Here is a 17139-nt window from a genome sequence, read left to right on the forward strand (position 1 = left end):
TCAGCAGTGATCGAGTGTAGTACCGAGGGTGCTCAGGGCGCGGACGGCTCCGCCGCCGGGTACTCCGGGGCCGCGGTGTCCTCGACGTCCACCGCACCCGCTCCGTCGGCCGTCAGCGCTCCGTCCTCCCACAGCTCGTGGACCCCCAGGCCGATCTCGGCGAGCAGCCGGCGCAGCAGCGGCAGGGACAGGCCCACGACAGCGTGCGGGTCCCCGTCGACGCGCTCGATGAACGGACCGGCCAGGCCATCGATCGTGAAACCGCCCGCGACGCCGAGCGGCTCCCCGGTCGCGACGTACGCGTCGATCTCCTCCTCGGTGAGCTGCGCGAAGGAGACCGAGCAGCTCGCGGTCGCGCCGAAGGTCGCACCGGTCCCGCCGTCCTCTTCGTCGCGGTCGTCCACGAGCCAGTGACCGGAGTGGAGCACGCCGGTGCGGCCTCGCATGGCCCGCCAGCGCTCGCGCGCCCGCTCGGCGGTGTGAGGCTTGCCGATCACCTCGCCGTCGAGCTCGAGCATCGAGTCGCAGCCGAGCACCACATAGCCGCCCTCGCTGCGACGGGTCGCCTCCTCGGCCTTCGCACGAGCGAGCAGCAGGACCTGCTCGGCGGGGCTCAGCGCGTCGCCGGTCAGCGCGGCCGCCGTCCGCGCGGAATCCAGCAGCGCGTCCTCAGCGAGATCGACCGGGAGGGTGCCGTGCTCGATACGGGCGGCGGCGAGGGTCGCCCGCCGTCCCGCCGAGGCGGAGGCGAGCAGCAGCAGCGGATCGTGGTCGAGCGGGGCTCCGACGTGGGTCATCGCAGGGCCTCCTGGAGGACGGACAGGGGCAGGCTGCCGAGCTCGAGCGCCCGACGGTGGAAGTCGCGCAGCGTCTGCTCGGGATCCGCCGGCGACCCCGCGAGGGCGTGGTCCCGCAGCTCCTCCCAGACGCGCTGCCCGATCTTGTAGGACGGCGCCTGACCGGGCCAGCCGAGATAGCGGTGCAGCTCGAAGCGCTGCTCCGCCTCGCCGATGCCCCAGTGGGCGCTCATGAAGTCCCAGGCCTTCTCGTAGGTCCAGTCCCCGCCGGCGGATCCCTGCACGCCCTCGGGCATCGCCAGGCCGTTGTGCAGCCCGATGTCGAGGACCACACGGCCCGCGCGCAGACGCTGGGCGTCGAGCATGCCGAGGCGGTCGCCGTCGTCCTCGAGGTATCCGAGCTGCTCCATGAGGCGCTCGGAGTACAGGGCCCAGCCCTCTCCGTGCCCTGAGACCCAGCACATCAGCGCGCGCCAGCGGTTCAGCTGCTGCGCTTGGAGGGTCTGGACGCCGACCTGCAGGTGATGGCCGGGCACGCCCTCGTGGTAGACGGTGGTGGTCTCCTGCCAGGTGCGGAACTCGGTCGTGCCCGCGGGGACGTCCCACCACATCCGACCGGGCCGGGTGAGGTCCTCACTGGGGCCGGTGTAGTAGATGCCGCCCGATCCGGTGGTCGCGATGCGGCACTCGAGCCGGTGCAGCGGCTCGGGGATGTCGAAGCGGGTCCCGGCGAGGTCGGCGATCGCGCGATCCGAGAGCTCCTGCATCCACTGCTGCAGTGCCTCGGTGCCGTGCAGGATCCGCTCCGGATCGGCGTTCAGGGCCTCCTTCGCGGCCTCGACCGAGTCGCCGCCGCCGGTGCCGTAGCGCGCGTTCAGCCGCGCAGCGACCTCCTCCTGCTCGGCGACGATCGCGCGCAGCTGCTCGACGCCCCAGGCGTAGGTCTCCTCGAGATCGATCTCGGTGCCGAGGAACACCCGGCTGCCGAGCTGGTAGGCCTCGCGGCCGACGGCGTCCGCCTCGGGGGCGCGCGGGGCGAGCTCCTCGAGGGCCGCGGCGAGCTCGCGGTAGCCGGCGCGCGCGGCGTCCGCCGCCTCGCGCACGCGGTCCCTCAGCGGCTGCTCGCCGACCGCCTGGTCGGCGAAGGAGTCGAAGAACCCGCCGTCGGCCGCGAAGCCGCGGGCCTGCTCGGCGCCGAGCAGCAGCTGCCGCCGCGCCGAGAGCACGCCGTGGTCCGCAGCCTCCCGCAGCGACTCGGCCCAGGAGGCCATCGAGCGGGGCATCCCGGCGAGGCGCTCGGCGAGCACCTCCCAATCCTCGGCGGTCTCGGTCGGCATCAGGTCCAGCACGTCCCGCGACTGCAGCGGGGAAGCGAGGTTGTTGACGGTCGCGGCGTCGAGGCGGCGGGAGGACAGCTCGAGCTCGAGGCCGAGCCGCTCGGTGAGGGCCGCCCGGGTGACCGCGTCGGTCGCATCCGCGTCGGGGACCTCGGCGATCGCGGCGAGCAGGGTGCGGGCGGCCTCGGATCGCTCGGCGAAGGCGGCGGGGGAGAAGTCGGTGACCTCGTGGTCGTGGCCGCTCACGCCGATCTGCGTGGCGAGGAAGGGATCGAGCCGGGCGCTGCGGTCGACGTACGCGTCGGCGAGGGCGTCCAGGGCGGTGGGCGTGCGGCCGGCGGCCGGCGTGAGGTGCGACATGGTGGCGAGTCTAGGGGCCGGACGCGCCGCGCACCGGTCGTCGCAGCGGCGGCTCAGCGGTCCGCGAGCATCCAGGCGGAGGCCGAGGGGTGCAGGCGCTCGCGATGGCCGCCGGCATGGGTGTGGACGGGGGCGGCCCAGCCGCTCTCGGCGCCGCCGCCGACGGCGAGCGAGCGCTCCTCCGCCTCGAGGCGGCTGGTCACGCTCATCGCGGAGACCACCACGGCGATCGCCGCGAGCTCGGCCGGCTCGAGCCGCCCGGCGACGAGCCGCACGTCCGCGCGGGGCGCATCGACCGACGACGCCTCCGACGCCTCCGATGCCCCTGACGCCTCCAGTGCGATGGCTGGTCCCGCAGCGGTCACAGCGGGATGTTCCCGTGCTTCTTGGTGGGCAGCGCATCGCGCTTGGTGCGCAGGGCGCGCAGGGCGCGCGCGACCTCGAGGCGGGTCTGCGAGGGCTCGATGACCCCGTCGATCCAACCGCGCTCGGCGGCGGTGTACGGCGTCGCGAACTGCTCCTCGTACTCGGCCTCGAGGCGGGCGCGCTCGGCGGCGACGTCCCCGCCCTCCTCGCCGGTGCGCTTGAGCGACTGGCGGTGGAGGATGTTCACGGCGCCCTGAGAGCCCATCACCGCGATCTGCGCGGTGGGCCAGGCGAGGTTGACGTCCGCGCCGAGCTCCTTGGAGCCCATCACGATGTACGCGCCGCCGTAGGCCTTCCGGGTGATCACCGTGATCAGCGGGACGGTGGCCTCGGCGTACGCGTAGAGCAGCTTGGCACCGCGGCGGATGATGCCGCCGTACTCCTGGTCCGTGCCGGGCAGGAATCCCGGGACGTCCACGAAGGTGAGCACGGGGATGTTGTTGGCGTCGCAGAGCCGCACGAAGCGGGCCGCCTTCTCGGAGGCGTCGATGTCGAGGGTGCCCGCGAGGTGGTTCGGCTGGTTGGCGATGATGCCGACGCTGTGCCCCTCGACGCGGCCGAAACCCACCAGCAGGTTCCGCGCGAACAGGGGCTGGACCTCGAGGAACTCCTCGTCGTCGAGCACCGCGCGGAGCACGGTCAGCATGTCGTAGGGCTGGTTCGGGGAGTCCGGGACGAGGGTGTTCAGCGCGGTGTCCGCCGCGGTGGGGGCCTCGTCGAAGCGCACCGGGAAGGACGGCGCGGGGCTCAGCGTGTTCGCCGGCAGGTAGCTCAGCAGGTCCTTGACGTACTCGATCGCCTCCGCCTCGTCGGGCGCCATGTAGTGGGCGACGCCGGAGCGGGTCGAGTGGGTGCACGCCCCACCGAGCTCCTCGAAGCCGACGTCCTCGCCGGTCACGGTACGGATCACGTCCGGGCCGGTGATGAACATGTGCGAGGTCTTCTCGACCATCACGATGATGTCGGTCAGCGCGGGGGAGTAGACGGCGCCGCCCGCGGCCGGACCCATGATCAGCGAGATCTGGGGGATGACGCCCGAGGCGCGGGTGTTGCGCTTGAAGATCCCGGCGAACATCGCGAGCGAGGCGACGCCCTCCTGGATGCGGGCGCCGCCGCCGTCGAGGATCCCGATGATCGGCACGCCCGTGCGCAGCGCGAGGTCCTGGATCTTCTGGATCTTGCGGCCGTGGGCCTCGCCGAGCGAGCCGCCGAAGACGGTGAAGTCCTGCGAGTAGACGCACACCTGGCGGCCGTCGATGGTGCCGTAGCCGGTGACGATGCCGTCGCCGTCGGGCCGCTTGGCGTCGATGCCGAACGCATGGGCCTGGTGGCGGACGAATCGATCGGTCTCCACGAACGAGCCGTCGTCCAGCAGATCGGCGATCCGCTCGCGCGCCGTCTTCTTGCCGCGCGCGTGCTGCTTCTGGATCGCCAGCTCGTCGGCCGCGGCGACGGCCGCGGCATCCCGGTCGCGGAGATCCGCGAGTCGCTGAGCGGTGGTGAGCGGCCGCGGGGCGTCGGTCACGGGGCCTCCTGCCACGGCCGCAGGGGCCGCGAGATCGGGGTGAAGAACACGGGGATACTACGCTACCCCTCGCCGCCGACGGCCCCCGCGCCGCTGGCGGCGAGCCGCGTCGACCGTCCTGCCGCACCAGACCCGGAGGTCCGCCCCGTTGTCCCGATCCGCCGTTCCCGTCCCGCTGCGCCTGGGCGAGGTCTCCTCCACGCAGGACGAGGCCCTGCGCCGGTTGCGCGCGGGGGAGCGGGCGCCCTTCGCGCTGACGGCCACGGCGCAGACGGCGGGGAGGGGCCGGCTCGGTCGCCGCTTCGTGAGCCCCGCGGCGGGGCTCTATCTCACATACGCCCATCGCACCGCCCTGCCGTTCGCGCGACGCAGCTGGATCCCGCACCTGGCGGGGCTCGCCGCGCTGACCGCCGTGGAGCGCGTCGGCGGCGCGGGGGCCGGGTCCGGAGGCGGAGCGGGGGCCGACGACGGGGCGGCGGCGCCCGCGGCGCTGGGCCTCAAGTGGCCCAACGACCTGCACACGGCCGACGGGCGCAAGCTCGGCGGGATCCTCGTCGAGGGGCACGGCACCGACCATGTGCTGATCGGCATCGGGATCAACGTGCGGGGTCCGGTGCGGGACGCCGACGGCGCCGAAGTGCCCGGCACCGCTTGGCTGCGCGGCCCCGGCGGCCTGCACCGCGCGGCGCCCGACGGCGCAGGAGGCGGATCCGCCGCGGACCCGGAGGCGGATCCGATCGCGACGGAGGCCCTGGTCGACGAGCTGGGGCGAGCCCTCGCCGCCGCCCTGCACGACGAGCTCTGCGCCCTCGAGTCCGCCCAGGGGGACGCGGACGCGTGCGGCCTCGCGGACCGCTACAGTATGACGTGCCTCACACTGGGGCGCGCAGTGAGGGTCGACCCCCTGGGGGCCGACCGGTCGTCGGGGGAGACCTCGGTGACGTTGCACGGCACGGCCCGAGCGATCGACGCTCACGGCGGGCTGCTCGTCGACCTCGCGGGAGGCGGGATGACCGTCGTGGGCGTCGGCGATGTGCGGCACCTGCGGGCCGACGAGCGCGTCGGCCCGGGACCGCGGACGGCGCTCGCCGCCGCGCAGGTATTGCAGGACCCGCAGGACCAGAGTGGCCCGGAGGACGAGCACGAGGAGGACCGGACGCGGTGACCGGTGGCATGGACGACAGGGAGCGCGGCGACGCACTCGGCGGGAGGCTCCCGACGGGTGAGCTGCCGCTGCCGGTGGGGGCGTCCCCCGACCTCGACCAGACGCCGCTCGAGACCCAGGAGATCCTGGACCTGAACCGGCGCTTCGCGGCCGTGCGCCGCAGCGTCGGCACGCTCGAGAAGGTGCTCCTGCAGGGCCCGCGCGAATACTCCCGGCGGGACCTCGCCGAGCAGCAGGACATCCCGGAGCGGCTCACGGCGGTCTACTGGCGCTCCCTCGGCTTCACCCCCGTGGACGAGGACACCGTCGTGTTCACGGAGGAGGATGCTTACTCGATCGGCGACCTCGCCGCGATCGTCGAGGACGGCGCCCTGTCCGAGCGTGCCTTCGCCTCCATCACCCGCGGGCTCGGCTTCCACATGGGCCGCCTGGCCATGTGGATCACCGAGGCGCTCGTGGACGAGGGCAAGAACGAGGACGGCCTGGACGACGCCGAGGCCCGCCAGCGGATGCTCGAGGTGCTCCCCGAGCTCCTGGAGACTTTCGAGTCGCAGGTGGTCTTCGCCTTCCGCCGGCAGCTCGCGGCCTTCGCGGCCCGTGCCGGCTCCGAGGTCCTCCACCGCGACACCGACGAGCTCTTCCCTCTCCAGCGCGCCGTCGGCTTCGCGGACCTGGTCCAGTTCACCCGGCTCGCCCAGGACCTCTCGGGTGCGGAGCTGGCCGACGTGGTGGGCCGCTTCGAGGCACTGGGACGGGACATCATCTCCGTCGGCGGCGGCCGGGTGGTCAAGACCGTCGGCGACGAGATCATGTTCCTCGCCGACACGCCCGAGGACGGCGCCCAGATCGCCATGAGCCTCGCCGAGGTGCTCTCCGCGGAGGTGGGCCTGCCGCCCGTGCGGGTGGGCATGGCCTGGGGCTCGATGTTCTCCCGCTACGGGGACGTCTTCGGCCCGAAGGTGAACCTCGCCGCCCGGCTCGAGGCCGTCGCCCGGCCCGGCGGGGTGATGGTCGACGCGGAGACCGCCGCCGCGATCGAGCGGGCCCTGCCCGGCGGCTTCGCGGTCGACGAGGGGCAGGAGGTCGAGCTGCACGGCATCGGCACCGTGCGGGTGATGGAGATGCGCCGGGACCGCTCTGAGCCGCTCGATCTGGGCCTGTGAGACCCTGGCGGCCCGCCCCGCCGACGGCACGGACTTAGGATGGAACGCGTGACACGACTGCTTCTCGTCGAGGACGACTCGGCCATCGCCGAACCCCTCTCCCGCGCCCTGGACCGCGAGGGCTACACCGTCACGCGCGCCTCGCGCGGCATGGACGCCCTCGCGATCGCCGCGGGCAGCGACCCGATCGACGTGGTGATCCTCGATCTCGGCCTGCCCGACCTGGACGGACTCGAGGTCGCCCGCCGCCTGCGCAAGGGCGGGCTCGAGTCGCCGATCCTGATCCTCACCGCGCGGGCCGACGAGGTCGACGCCGTGGTGGGCCTCGACGCGGGCGCCGACGACTACGTGACCAAGCCCTTCCGCCTCGGCGAGCTGCAGGCGCGCATCCGCGCCCTCATGCGGCGCTCGCAGGCGATGGAGGAGAGCGGCGACGCCTTCGACGTCAACGGCGTGAACCTCGACGTCGCCGCGCGCCGCGCCCACGTCGACGGCGAGGAGCTCGCGCTCTCGGCGAAGGAGTACGACCTGCTCACCGTGCTGGTGCGCGAGGCCGGCAGCGTCGTCACCCGCGACGACCTGATGCGGGAGGTGTGGGGCGCCGAGTGGTGGGGCTCCACCAAGACCCTCGACATGCACATCTCCTGGCTGCGCCGCAAGCTCGGCGACGACGCCACCAACCCGCGCCGGATCACCACGGTGAGGGGAGTCGGCTTCCGCTTCGAGACCGGCACGGAGGCCTGACGCGTGTGGCAGCGTGTGCTGCAGGCCACGCTGATCACCGTGGTCCTGTCCGTGCTCCTGCTCGGCATCCCGCTGGGATGGTCGTGGCTGAACCTCAATCGGCAGGAGCTGTACAGCGAGGCGAACCGGATCCTCGACACCGTCCGCATCGACACCGAGGAGCGGCTCAGCGAGGACCGGCCCATCGATGAGGCGATGCTGCAGCAGCGGGTCGACGAGCAGGTCGACCTGAACATCGCGATCGAGGTGAAGGTCGACGACCTCACCGTCCGGGCCGGCGACCCGCCGGGCGCGGGCGCGATCGAGGTGCGCACCCTCGGCACGAACGGCCAGGAGATCACCGTCTTCATTCCGCAGTCCGATGTGCGCGCCCATACCGCGAGCGCCTGGGTGCTGATCGCCGTGGCCGCGCTCTCGGCGCTGTCGATCGGCGTCTCCGTCGCGCTGTGGCAGGCGCAGCGGATCTCGATGCCGCTCGCCCGTCTCAGCCGCCGCGCTGAGGAGATGGGCGGCGGCCGCGCCCGCGGACCGTGGAAGCCGTCCGGGATCTCCGAGATCGACGACGTCGCCGAGGAGCTCGCCCGCTCGGGCGCCATGCTCGCCGAGCGGCTCGAGGCCGAGAGCCGCCTCGCCTCCGACGCCTCGCACCAGCTGCGCACCCCGCTCACGGCGCTGTCCATGCGCCTCGACGAGATCCTGGCGACCAGTTCCGAGGAGTGGGTGCGGGAGGAGGCGCGCATCTCCCTCGAGCAGATCGACCGCCTCACCGAGGTCGTCCACGACCTGATCAACGCGCCCCGCTCCTCCCAGCGCCGCACCCCGGGCGTGGTCGAGCTGCGCACGGTGCTCACCCAGCAGTCCGAGGAGTGGTCTCCGGCCTACCGTCGGGCCGGCCGCGAGCTCCGCATCCAGGTGCCGCGCACCGCCGCGGTGTGGGGATCGCAGGGTCCCCTCACCCAGGTCATCGCGACCCTCATCGAGAACGCCCTCGCCCACGGCGGCGGCCGCACCCTGGTCAAGGTGCGGCGCAACGACCACTCGACCGTCATCGAGGTCTCCGACGAGGGGCGCGGGATCGACCCCGAGCTCGGTTCGCGCATCTTCGAGCGTTCTGTGTCCGGGCGCTCTTCGACCGGCACCGGCGTGGGGCTCGCCCTGGCCCGCACCCTGGTGGAGGACGACGGAGGGCGCCTCGAGCTGCTCACCGAGAGTCCCGCGACCTTCGGCGTCTTCCTCATCTCCGCCCCGGGCGAGGAGTCCGACCTCGGCGGGGAGGAGGACGGCGGCGAGCTGGGACGGCTCCCGCAGGGCTCCGTGGTGCGGCGCCGCTCCCGCGGTCGGACCGTGCGGACGCCCGCGGGCCAGGACCCGCCCGCGACCTAGACTGTCCCGCGTGCTTCCCGATCCCGCGCCCCGTCCCCCCGCCCGCTCCCTCGGCATCGTCGGCGGCGGCCAGCTGGCCCGCATGATGCTCGGTCCCGCGATCGAGCTGGGACTTCCCGCGACGGTGCTCGCGACCGATCCTGCCGAGAGCGCCGCGGCGGTCGCGGGCGAGGTCCGGATCGGCCGGCACGACGACGAGCAGGCGGTGCGCGGCCTCGCCGAGGCCGTCGACGCCGTCACCTTCGACCACGAGCACGTCCCGGCCGCGATCCTCGAGGCCCTCGAGGCCGAGGGGGTCGCCGTGCGCCCCGGGCCCGCCGCTCTCGTCCACGCCCAGGACAAGCTGGTCATGCGCGAGCGGCTGAGCGCGCTCGGGCACCCCTGCCCGCGCTGGTGGCGGATCACCTCGGCGGAAGAGCTCGTCGACGCGCTCGCGCAGGCCGGCGGGCGGCTCGTGGTGAAGACCCCGCGCGGCGGTTACGACGGCCACGGCGTGCGCGTGATCAGCGATCCGGCGGAGGTCGCCGATTGGGCCGCGGAGCACGACGAGCTTCTCGCCGAGGAACTGGTGCCCTTCGTGCGCGAACTCTCCGCGCAGGTCGCGCGGCGGCCCGACGGGGAGGCCGTCGCCTATCCCGTCGTGCAGTCGCTCCAGAAGGACGGGGTCTGCTACGAGGTGGTCGCGCCCGCGCCGGGCCTCGATGAGGCCGCGCAGGAGCGCATCCAGTCGCTCGCCCTCGCGATCGCCGAGGACCTCGGCGTCGTCGGCATGCTCGCCGTCGAGCTGTTCGAGACCGCCGACGGGACGGTGAGCGTCAACGAGCTCGCCATGCGGCCCCACAACACCGGCCACTGGTCCATGGACGGCGCCGTCACCGGCCAGTTCGAGCAGCACCTGCGCGCCGTCGCCGATCTCCCCCTCGGCGCTACGACCCCGCTCGCCCCGGTGGCGGTGATGGTCAACCTCCTCGGCGGGGAGGCGACGGACCTCGTGCCCGGCATGCGCGCCGCCCTCGCCCTCGAGCCCGCGCTGAAGGTCCACCTCTACGGCAAGGGCGTGCGCCCGGGCCGCAAGATCGGCCACGTGACCCTGCTGGGCGAGGACGCCGAGGACCTGCTCGCGCGCGCCCACCGCGCCGAGACCCTGATCATCCACGGAGTGAAGGAGCAGCGATGAGCGAGAACGAGAACCACCGCCCCCTGGTCGGCATCGTGATGGGTTCGGATTCCGACTACCCGGTGATGCGCGCCGCCGAGGAGGCGCTCGCCGAGTTCGACGTGCCCGTCGAGGTCGACGTCGTCTCCGCGCACCGGATGCCGGAGGACATGGTCGCCTACGGCCGTTCCGCCGCCGAGCGCGGACTGCGCGTGCTCATCGCCGGGGCCGGCGGCGCCGCGCACCTGCCCGGCATGCTCGCCTCCCTCACCCCGCTGCCCGTCATCGGGGTGCCCGTGCCGCTGAAGCACCTCGACGGCATGGACTCCCTGCTCTCCATCGTGCAGATGCCCGCCGGTGTCCCCGTCGCCACCGTGTCCATCGGCGGGGCGCGCAACGCGGGCCTGCTCGCCGCCCGCATCCTCGCGGCGGGCGGCGACGAGCGCGCCGCGGACCTGCGCGCACGGATGGTCGCCTTCCAGGGCGAGCTGCGCGAGGTCGCGCTCGCCAAGGGGGAGGCGCTGCGCGCGTCCCGGTGACGGAGAGGCACGACGGACAGGCAAGACGGAGGCAGGTCGCGGCCACGATCTGTGAACGTTTCGCGGAGGTGCGGGGCGAGATGTGCGACAGCGCGCGCCCCGGGGCCGTCGATCCCGGGAGCGGGCCCGACCGGACGGTATCGTCGTCCCCATGACTGACACCCCCGACTACCGGGTCGCCCCGGGAGCCGACATCTCGCCCGAGGCGACCATCGGCGCCGGCAGCTCGATCTGGCATCTGGCCCAGGTGCGGGAGCGGGCGCAGCTCGGCGCCGACTGCGTCGTCGGCCGCGGTGCCTACATCGGCACCGGCGTGACCCTCGGCGACGGCTGCAAGGTCCAGAACTACGCGCTCGTCTACGAGCCCGCCGTCCTCGCGGATGGCGTCTTCGTCGGCCCGGCGGTGGTGTTCACCAACGACCACTTCCCGCGCGCGGTCAACCCGGACCTGAGCCCCAAGTCCGCCTCCGACTGGGAGCCGGTGGGCGTGACCTGCGAGCAGGGCGCCTCGATCGGGGCGCGCGCCGTGTGCGTCGCGCCGGTCACGATCGGTGCCTGGGCGATGGTCGCCGCGGGCGCCACCGTGGTCAAGGACGTCCCGCCGCACGCCCTCGTCGCCGGGGTCCCGGCCCGCCGCCTCGGCTGGGTGGGCCGCGCGGGGGAGAAGCTCCTGCCCGCCTCCGACGGCACCGACGCCTGGGTGTGCCCGGTGACGGGGGAGTGGTACATCCCCGACGAGACCAGCGGCGGGCTGCAGCTCGCCTCCGCCCCGGTCGAGGGCGCCCCGCGCCCCGCTCCCCTCGAGCCCGACGACTCCGCAGATTCCCACGCCGACGAACAGGACGGTCCCACCGCATGAACACCGAACCCGCCATGATCCCCGCGGCGAAGCCGATCATCGGGCAGGACGAGAGGGACGCGGTCGACCGCGTGCTGGCCTCCGGGATGGTCGCGCAGGGCCCCGAGGTGAAGGCCTTCGAGCAGGAGTTCGGGGCGCAGCTCGCCGGCGGCCGGGAGTGCGTGGCCGTCAACTCGGGCACCTCCGGGCAGCACCTGGGCATGCTCGCCCTCGGTCTCGGGGCGGGCGACGAGGTGATCGTGCCCTCGTTCACCTTCGCGGCGACCGGCAACTCCGTCGCCGCCTGCGGTGCGACGCCGGTGTTCGTGGACGTGGATCCCGAGACCTTCACCCTGGACCCCGCCGCGGTCGAGGCCGCGATCACGGAGCGGACCGTCGGCATCCAGCCGGTGCACCTGTACGGGCATCCCGCACCGATGGACCGCCTCGTCGAGATCGCCGAGCGCCACGGCCTGTGGATCTTCGAGGACGCCGCCCAGGCGCACGGCGCCACCTGGCAGGGCGCGCAGGTCGGCACCTTCGGGCGCGGCGGCATGTTCTCCCTCTACCCGACCAAGAACATGACCTCGGGCGAGGGCGGCATGGTCTCCACGGACTCCCCGGAGTACGCCCGGCAGATCCGACTGCTGCGGAACCAGGGCATGGAGGCGCAGTACGCGAACGAGGTCGTCGGCTTCAACAATCGCATGACCGACATCCACGCGGCGATCGGCCGCGTCCAGCTCACCAAGCTCGGCGCGTGGACCGCGCGCCGTCAGGAGCTCGCCGCCTTCTTCGACGCGCACCTGACCGGGGTGGTCACCCCCGTGGTCCGGCCCGAGGCGACGCACGTCTACCACCAGTACACGATCCGCATCGAGGGCGCGACCGCCGCGGAGCGCGATGCCTTCGCGACCGCGCTGCGGGAGGAGCACAAGGTGGGCTGCGGCGTGTACTACCCGACGCCGGTGCATCGCCTGGCCACCTTCGCCGTGGACCTGGAGCTTCCTGTCACCGAGATGCTGGCCCGCGAGGTGCTGTCCCTCCCGGTGCACCCGAGCGTGTCCGATGCGGACCGCGACCGGATCGTCGCCACCGTCAACACCGTCGCCGCCGCAGGAGCGTGAGCATGAGCGAGAAGAGGACCCTGCGGGCCGGACTGATCGGCCTGGGCATGATGGGACGCCACCACGCCCGCAACCTCCGCGCCCTCGAGGGCGTCGAGCTGGTCGCGGTCGCCGACGCCTACGGCGACCCGCACGGCGCCGCCCCCGGCCTCGAGGTGTTGCCCGACGTGGACGCGCTGATCGCCGCGGGCATCGACTACGCGGTCGTAGCCGTGCCCACCCAGTTCCACAAGGACGTCGCCCTCTCCCTCGCGGCGGCCGGGGTGCACACCCTGGTGGAGAAGCCCCTGGCCTTCGACATCGGGGAGGCGGAGGAGATCACCGCCGCCTTCGAGTCGGCGGGCCTGGTCGGAGCGGTCGGCTACATCGAGCGCTTCAACCCCGCGCTGCAGGAGATGCGGCGCCGGATCGCCGACGGTCAGCTCGGGGAGATCTACCAGATCGTCACCCGCCGTCAGGGCGGCTTCCCCGCCCGGATCGCCGACGTGGGCGTGGTCAAGGACCTCGCGACCCACGACCTGGATCTCACCGCCTGGGTCGCCCAGTCGCCCTACGCCCAGGTCGCCGCGACGTCCACGCGCCGCTCGGGTCGCAAGGACGAGGACATGGTCTCGGTCGCGGGACGGCTCCGCGACGGCACCATCACCAACCACCTCGTCAACTGGCTGACCCCCTTCAAGGAGCGGGTCACCGTGGTCACGGGGGAGAAGGGTGCCCTGGTCGCGGACACCGTCAACGCCGACCTCACCTTCCACGCGAACGGGGAGAACGCCACGAACCTGTGGGAGTCGATGGCCTCGTTCCGCGGGGTCAGCGAGGGAGACTCGATCACCTACGCCCTGCAGCGCAAGGAGCCGCTCGCGACCGAGCACGAGGCCTTCCGCGACGCGATCCTCGGCGACAGCGCGAACATCGTCACCATGCGCGAGGGCCTGCACACGGTGCGCGCCGTCGAGGCGGTCCTCGAGAGCGCCCGCGAGGGCAGCGTCGTGGAGCTCGACGCCGGGCCAGGCGCATGAGCAAGCAGTCCGCTGTCAGTGCCGTCCGCACCCATGCCCTGCGCTGGGCGGCGCGCGGCGGGCGCTTGCTCCCCGGCGCGCCCGGGGACCGCGCCCGTTTCATGGACACCGTCGACCGGATGGACCGCAGTGAGCTCCCCGTCGCCGGCGGCAGTGTGCGGGACGCTCTGCTCGCTCGCTCGGACGCGCTCGTCGCCGCCGGGAAGCCCGAGGAGGCCCTCGGCTGGTTCGACAAAGCGCTGCGCCTCGCCTACCACCCCGCGCGTCACTACGACGCGACACCGTCGCCGCTCGCCACGGACCCAGCCGCCTTCCTCGCTCCTTTCCGGGCAGCGAGACTGGGTCCGCTGCTGCTGGACCTGCCGGCGCACGACCCGGGCCCCCGGCGCCCCGAGCCCCGCTCTGCGGAGGAGGGTGCACCTGTGCGGCTGCTCGTCGTCGCCCAGCGCAATTGGACCTTCGTCGACCCGGTCATCGAGTCGCTCGGCGCTCGCGGCGTGGAGATCCGCCGCTTCGAAGTGGACTCGCTGCCCGTCGCCGAACGTCCGTCCCGGGATCTGGTGCTCCGGTCTCGGCTCGACCTCGCCTTGCACGGGCGACGCCTGCCCACCCCCGCCCCGCTCGCCGAGCAGATCGAATGGGCCGACGTCGTCTTCGTCGAATGGGGCCACCACGTCCTCACCTGGATGTCACTGCTCGAGCTGATGCCCCGCCGCACCGTGGCGCGCTTCCACCGCTTCGAGGTCTACACGCCGTTCCCGCTGCTGACGGTGTACCCGGAGATCGACCGGGTGCTCTTCGTCTCCCGGCACGTGCGCATCCTGCTGGACCACCTCACTCCGCACCTCTCTCGCGCCGGATCGGTGCTCGAGGTGGAGAACTTCCTGGCGCACGGGCTGGGGCCCGAGCCGGGTGCCGGGCACGACTCGCACCTTCTCGCGCAGGTGGGATGGGTACGACCGGTCAAGGACGTGATCTTCACGCTCGACCTGCTCGAGCGACTCCGGCAGACGGATCCGCGGTTCCGCCTGCTTCTCGTGGGACAGAGCCTGCCGGACTCTTCCGCGGATGACACTGCCCACGAGCGGAAGGTCCGCGCTCGCCTCGCCGCTCTCCCCGCCGGTTCCGTGCAGATCCTCGGCCCCCGGGACGATGTCCCCGAACTGCTCGCCGGAGCCGGATGGATCGTCTCCTCCTCCCTCGTGGAGGGGGTGCACGAGGCCGTCATGGAGGGTCTCGCCGCGGGCTGCCTGCCGCTCGTGCGGGACTGGCCCGCCGCCCGCGCCTACGGTGGCGCCCGCACGATCTATCGCGAGGACTGGGTCGTGGAGGACGTCGACGCCGCCGCGGAGCGCGTGCGCACCGTGCTCGAGGAGGGGGACCTCTCCGCGCTGACCCAGGACGCACGGCGCTGGGTCGTGGCCCGCCGATCCCCGGAAGTCGTTGTGCAGCGGTACGAGGACGCGATCGTCCCCGGCCGCCGTCCATGAACGCCGACTGGATCCTGCCGACTCTTCTGGCCGCGGCGCTGCTGAGCGTCCCCGGCCTGCTCCTGCTGCGCGTCGGAGGGGCACGGCTCGCTGTGAGCCTCGGAGCGGCACCACCTGTGACGGTGCTGCTGACGGTCCTCGCCGGGGCCGTCCTGAAGATCGTGGGACTCCCGTGGGTCCCGACGACTGCGGCCGGTGCCCTCGCGCTCGCAGTGCTCGCGGTGCTGCTCGTCCGTGCTCTCCTGCGCCGCCGCCGTGCGACGCCGTCCCCGGACGGGACGGAGGAGCGCGAGCGTCGTCCGCTGCGGGAGCGGGTCCTCGACGGCCTCCCGGTGCTTATCGCTGCGGGAGCGGGTCTCGCGACAGCGGCCGGGGCGCGAGCCGGCATGGGCACGATCGACACGCTCAACGGCAGCTACGACTCCTTCTTCCACCTCGCCGCGATCGAGTTCGTGCGCGAGGATCGCGACGCCTTCCTGCTCACCGCGCTGCAGGGCATCTACCACGAGCCGACCTTCTACCCGGCCGCCTGGGACGTGCTTACGGCGCTCCTGCCCTTCGGCCCGGTGACCGCGGCGAACGCGATGGCCCTGGCGATGCTCGCCCTGCTCCCCGCCGCGCTCGCCGCGATGACGGGGCTGCTCCTGGGACCGGCGACCCCCCTGCTCGAACGGCGCGTGCTCACCGCCGCCTCCGCCCTGTGCACTCCACTGTTCCTCTCGCTCCCGGTGATCACCCTCGTCATGGGCCTGTGGCCCTTCGTGCTCGGCGCTCTGTGCCTGCCGGTCGCGCTCGGCGCGCTCTGGCGGAGTGCGGCGGTCCTGCCCGCGCCGGGCAGGCTGCGGTCGGAGATGCCGCAGAGTGCCGGGACGCTGCTGCTCGGCGCCGTGCTGCTGCTGGGCGCAGTGCTCGCCCACCCCTCTAACGTGTTCTCGCTCGGGGCGGCGGTGCTCGCCGCGCTGCTCGCGCGCGCACTCATGGACGTCATCGGCACCGCCTATCGCCGGCGCGGGCTGCGTCTCCTCGTCGCCCTGGCGGTGCTCGCGGTGCTCTACGCGACGGGCTCCGCGGTGCTGCTGGCCTCGATGGACCTCACCACGACCTCCCCCTGGGGCTGGACCGCGCTGATCGTCTCCGTGCTCATCGACCGTCCGAGGCTCACGGTGCTCCCGGTGCAGCTGTGGCCGGTGCTCGTGCCCTGGCTGCTGGCGGCCCTTGGGCTGTTCGCCAGCCTCCGCGCACGGCGCACGGATCCCGCCGTCGTAGCCCTCGCGGCGAGTGCGACAGCACTGCTCGGCGTGGTGCTCGCCCTCAGCATCCTCACCAACGTTCCCTCCCCGCTCGCCCGCGCCTGGGTGAATCCCTGGTACGGCGCCCGTGAGCGGATCGCCCCGCTACTGCTGTGCGGCGTCACCCTGCTCGCGATGCTCGGGCTGCGCGCACTGCTACGCCAGGACCGCAATGGCGAGGGCCGGCGCTGGCGTGCCCCGGCCGCCGTGGCGCTGCTCGGCGCGACGGCCGTCGGCGCCGTCGGCGTCCCGGACCGGTTGCCTTTCGTCGGCTCCCTCGCCTACACCGCGTACGGCGTGCAGCTCGCGCCCTATGTCACGCCCCGTGAGCGCGCCTTCATCGAGCGCTCGGCAGCGGAGCTGCCTGAGGATGCCGTGGTCATCGGGAACCCGCGCGACGGCGCGGCCCTGTACTGGTCGCTCGGCGGCGTCGAGACGGTCTTCCCCACCCTTGCCGAGCCGCAGACGCTGGACTCCCGCCGCGTGGCTCGCTACCTCGAGGAGGCGCCGACCAACCCGGACGTGTGCACCTCCTGGAAGAAGGTGGGCGCGGACCATCTCTACGTCGACACCTCCGCGGAGTCCGGCGAGGCGATCGCCCCCGGCCCCTCCGAGCTGTGGGAGGGCCTGCAGGAGATCCCGCAGGACCGCCTGGTGCTCGTGGACCGCGACGGTCCGTATGTCCTCTACCGCATCGAGCCGCTGTGCTGAGCCCCTCCGGCTCGCCCCGCGATAGCGTGCACCCACCGAGCGCGGGAATATCCCGTTCCCGCCGAGAGGA

Annotated in this window: 15 protein-coding genes; 11 read left to right on the top strand and 4 right to left on the bottom strand. The window is 73.2% G+C overall.

All coding sequences use genetic code 11. The features are described from left to right. Positions 1 to 32 precede the first annotated feature (32 nt). From V1258_RS00275 to V1258_RS00290, 4 genes are read right to left on the bottom strand one after another with little or no spacing between them, the layout of a single operon-like run. Complete coding sequence (locus tag V1258_RS00275) at positions 33 to 797, bottom strand: Maf family protein (RefSeq protein WP_329747817.1); 765 nt, start codon at positions 795 to 797, stop codon at positions 33 to 35. Continuing rightward, the gene (locus tag V1258_RS00280) at positions 794 to 2494 is read right to left on the bottom strand and encodes a DUF885 domain-containing protein (protein ID WP_329747818.1); all 1701 of its coding nucleotides are present in this window, start codon (positions 2492 to 2494) and stop codon (positions 794 to 796) included. Before V1258_RS00280 ends, V1258_RS00275 begins: the two co-directional genes overlap by 4 nt. Before the next feature lie 53 nt (positions 2495 to 2547). Next, positions 2548 to 2859 carry an acyl-CoA carboxylase epsilon subunit gene (locus V1258_RS00285; RefSeq protein ID WP_329747819.1) on the bottom strand — a complete coding sequence of 104 codons (312 nt, stop codon included), beginning with the start codon at positions 2857 to 2859 and terminating at the stop codon, positions 2548 to 2550. Next, on the bottom strand, positions 2856 to 4445 hold the full coding sequence (locus V1258_RS00290; protein ID WP_329747820.1) for an acyl-CoA carboxylase subunit beta: 1590 nt from the start codon (positions 4443 to 4445) through the stop codon (positions 2856 to 2858). Before V1258_RS00290 ends, V1258_RS00285 begins: the two co-directional genes overlap by 4 nt. A gap of 148 nt (positions 4446 to 4593) precedes the next feature. On the opposite strand from V1258_RS00290, the gene V1258_RS00295 reads away from it, so the two are divergent. The 11 genes from V1258_RS00295 (at position 4594) to V1258_RS00345 (ending at position 17069) form a co-directional block, all read left to right on the top strand. Then, positions 4594 to 5610 carry a biotin--[acetyl-CoA-carboxylase] ligase gene (locus V1258_RS00295; RefSeq protein WP_329747821.1) on the top strand — a complete coding sequence of 339 codons (1017 nt, stop codon included), beginning with the start codon at positions 4594 to 4596 and terminating at the stop codon, positions 5608 to 5610. Next, entirely contained in the window at positions 5607 to 6773 is a 1167-nt protein-coding gene (locus tag V1258_RS00300; RefSeq protein ID WP_329747822.1) for an adenylate/guanylate cyclase domain-containing protein, read from the top strand. Before V1258_RS00295 ends, V1258_RS00300 begins: the two co-directional genes overlap by 4 nt. Before the next feature lie 48 nt (positions 6774 to 6821). Beyond that, positions 6822 to 7517, top strand: a complete 696-nt coding sequence (locus V1258_RS00305) for a response regulator transcription factor (RefSeq protein ID WP_329745123.1) — start codon at positions 6822 to 6824, stop codon at positions 7515 to 7517. A gap of 3 nt (positions 7518 to 7520) precedes the next feature. Continuing rightward, complete coding sequence (locus tag V1258_RS00310) at positions 7521 to 8900, top strand: ATP-binding protein (RefSeq protein ID WP_329747823.1); 1380 nt, start codon at positions 7521 to 7523, stop codon at positions 8898 to 8900. A gap of 82 nt (positions 8901 to 8982) precedes the next feature. Then, the gene (locus V1258_RS00315) at positions 8983 to 10077 is read left to right on the top strand and encodes a 5-(carboxyamino)imidazole ribonucleotide synthase (RefSeq protein ID WP_329747851.1); all 1095 of its coding nucleotides are present in this window, start codon (positions 8983 to 8985) and stop codon (positions 10075 to 10077) included. Then, positions 10074 to 10595, top strand: a complete 522-nt coding sequence (purE, locus tag V1258_RS00320) for a 5-(carboxyamino)imidazole ribonucleotide mutase (protein WP_329747824.1) — start codon at positions 10074 to 10076, stop codon at positions 10593 to 10595. The genes V1258_RS00315 and purE overlap by 4 nt, the downstream gene beginning before the upstream one ends. A gap of 151 nt (positions 10596 to 10746) precedes the next feature. Then, entirely contained in the window at positions 10747 to 11454 is a 708-nt protein-coding gene (locus V1258_RS00325; RefSeq protein WP_329747825.1) for an acyltransferase, read from the top strand. Then, positions 11451 to 12560 (top strand): DegT/DnrJ/EryC1/StrS family aminotransferase, encoded by a 1110-nt coding sequence (locus V1258_RS00330; protein WP_329747826.1) that lies wholly within the window; start codon positions 11451 to 11453, stop codon positions 12558 to 12560. The genes V1258_RS00325 and V1258_RS00330 overlap by 4 nt, the downstream gene beginning before the upstream one ends. A 2-nt stretch (positions 12561 to 12562) precedes the next feature. Continuing rightward, positions 12563 to 13579, top strand: a complete 1017-nt coding sequence (locus V1258_RS00335; RefSeq protein WP_329747827.1) for a Gfo/Idh/MocA family protein — start codon at positions 12563 to 12565, stop codon at positions 13577 to 13579. Beyond that, on the top strand, positions 13576 to 15069 hold the full coding sequence (locus V1258_RS00340) for a glycosyltransferase family 4 protein (protein ID WP_329747828.1): 1494 nt from the start codon (positions 13576 to 13578) through the stop codon (positions 15067 to 15069). The genes V1258_RS00335 and V1258_RS00340 overlap by 4 nt, the downstream gene beginning before the upstream one ends. Further along, positions 15066 to 17069: a DUF6541 family protein gene (locus V1258_RS00345; protein ID WP_329747829.1), complete on the top strand. Its 2004-nt coding sequence runs from the start codon at positions 15066 to 15068 to the stop codon at positions 17067 to 17069. Before V1258_RS00340 ends, V1258_RS00345 begins: the two co-directional genes overlap by 4 nt. Positions 17070 to 17139 lie beyond the last annotated feature (70 nt).

This window comes from Brachybacterium sp. J153 (assembly GCF_036311905.1).
In the GTDB taxonomy this organism is placed as follows: Bacteria; Actinomycetota; Actinomycetes; order Actinomycetales; family Dermabacteraceae; genus Brachybacterium.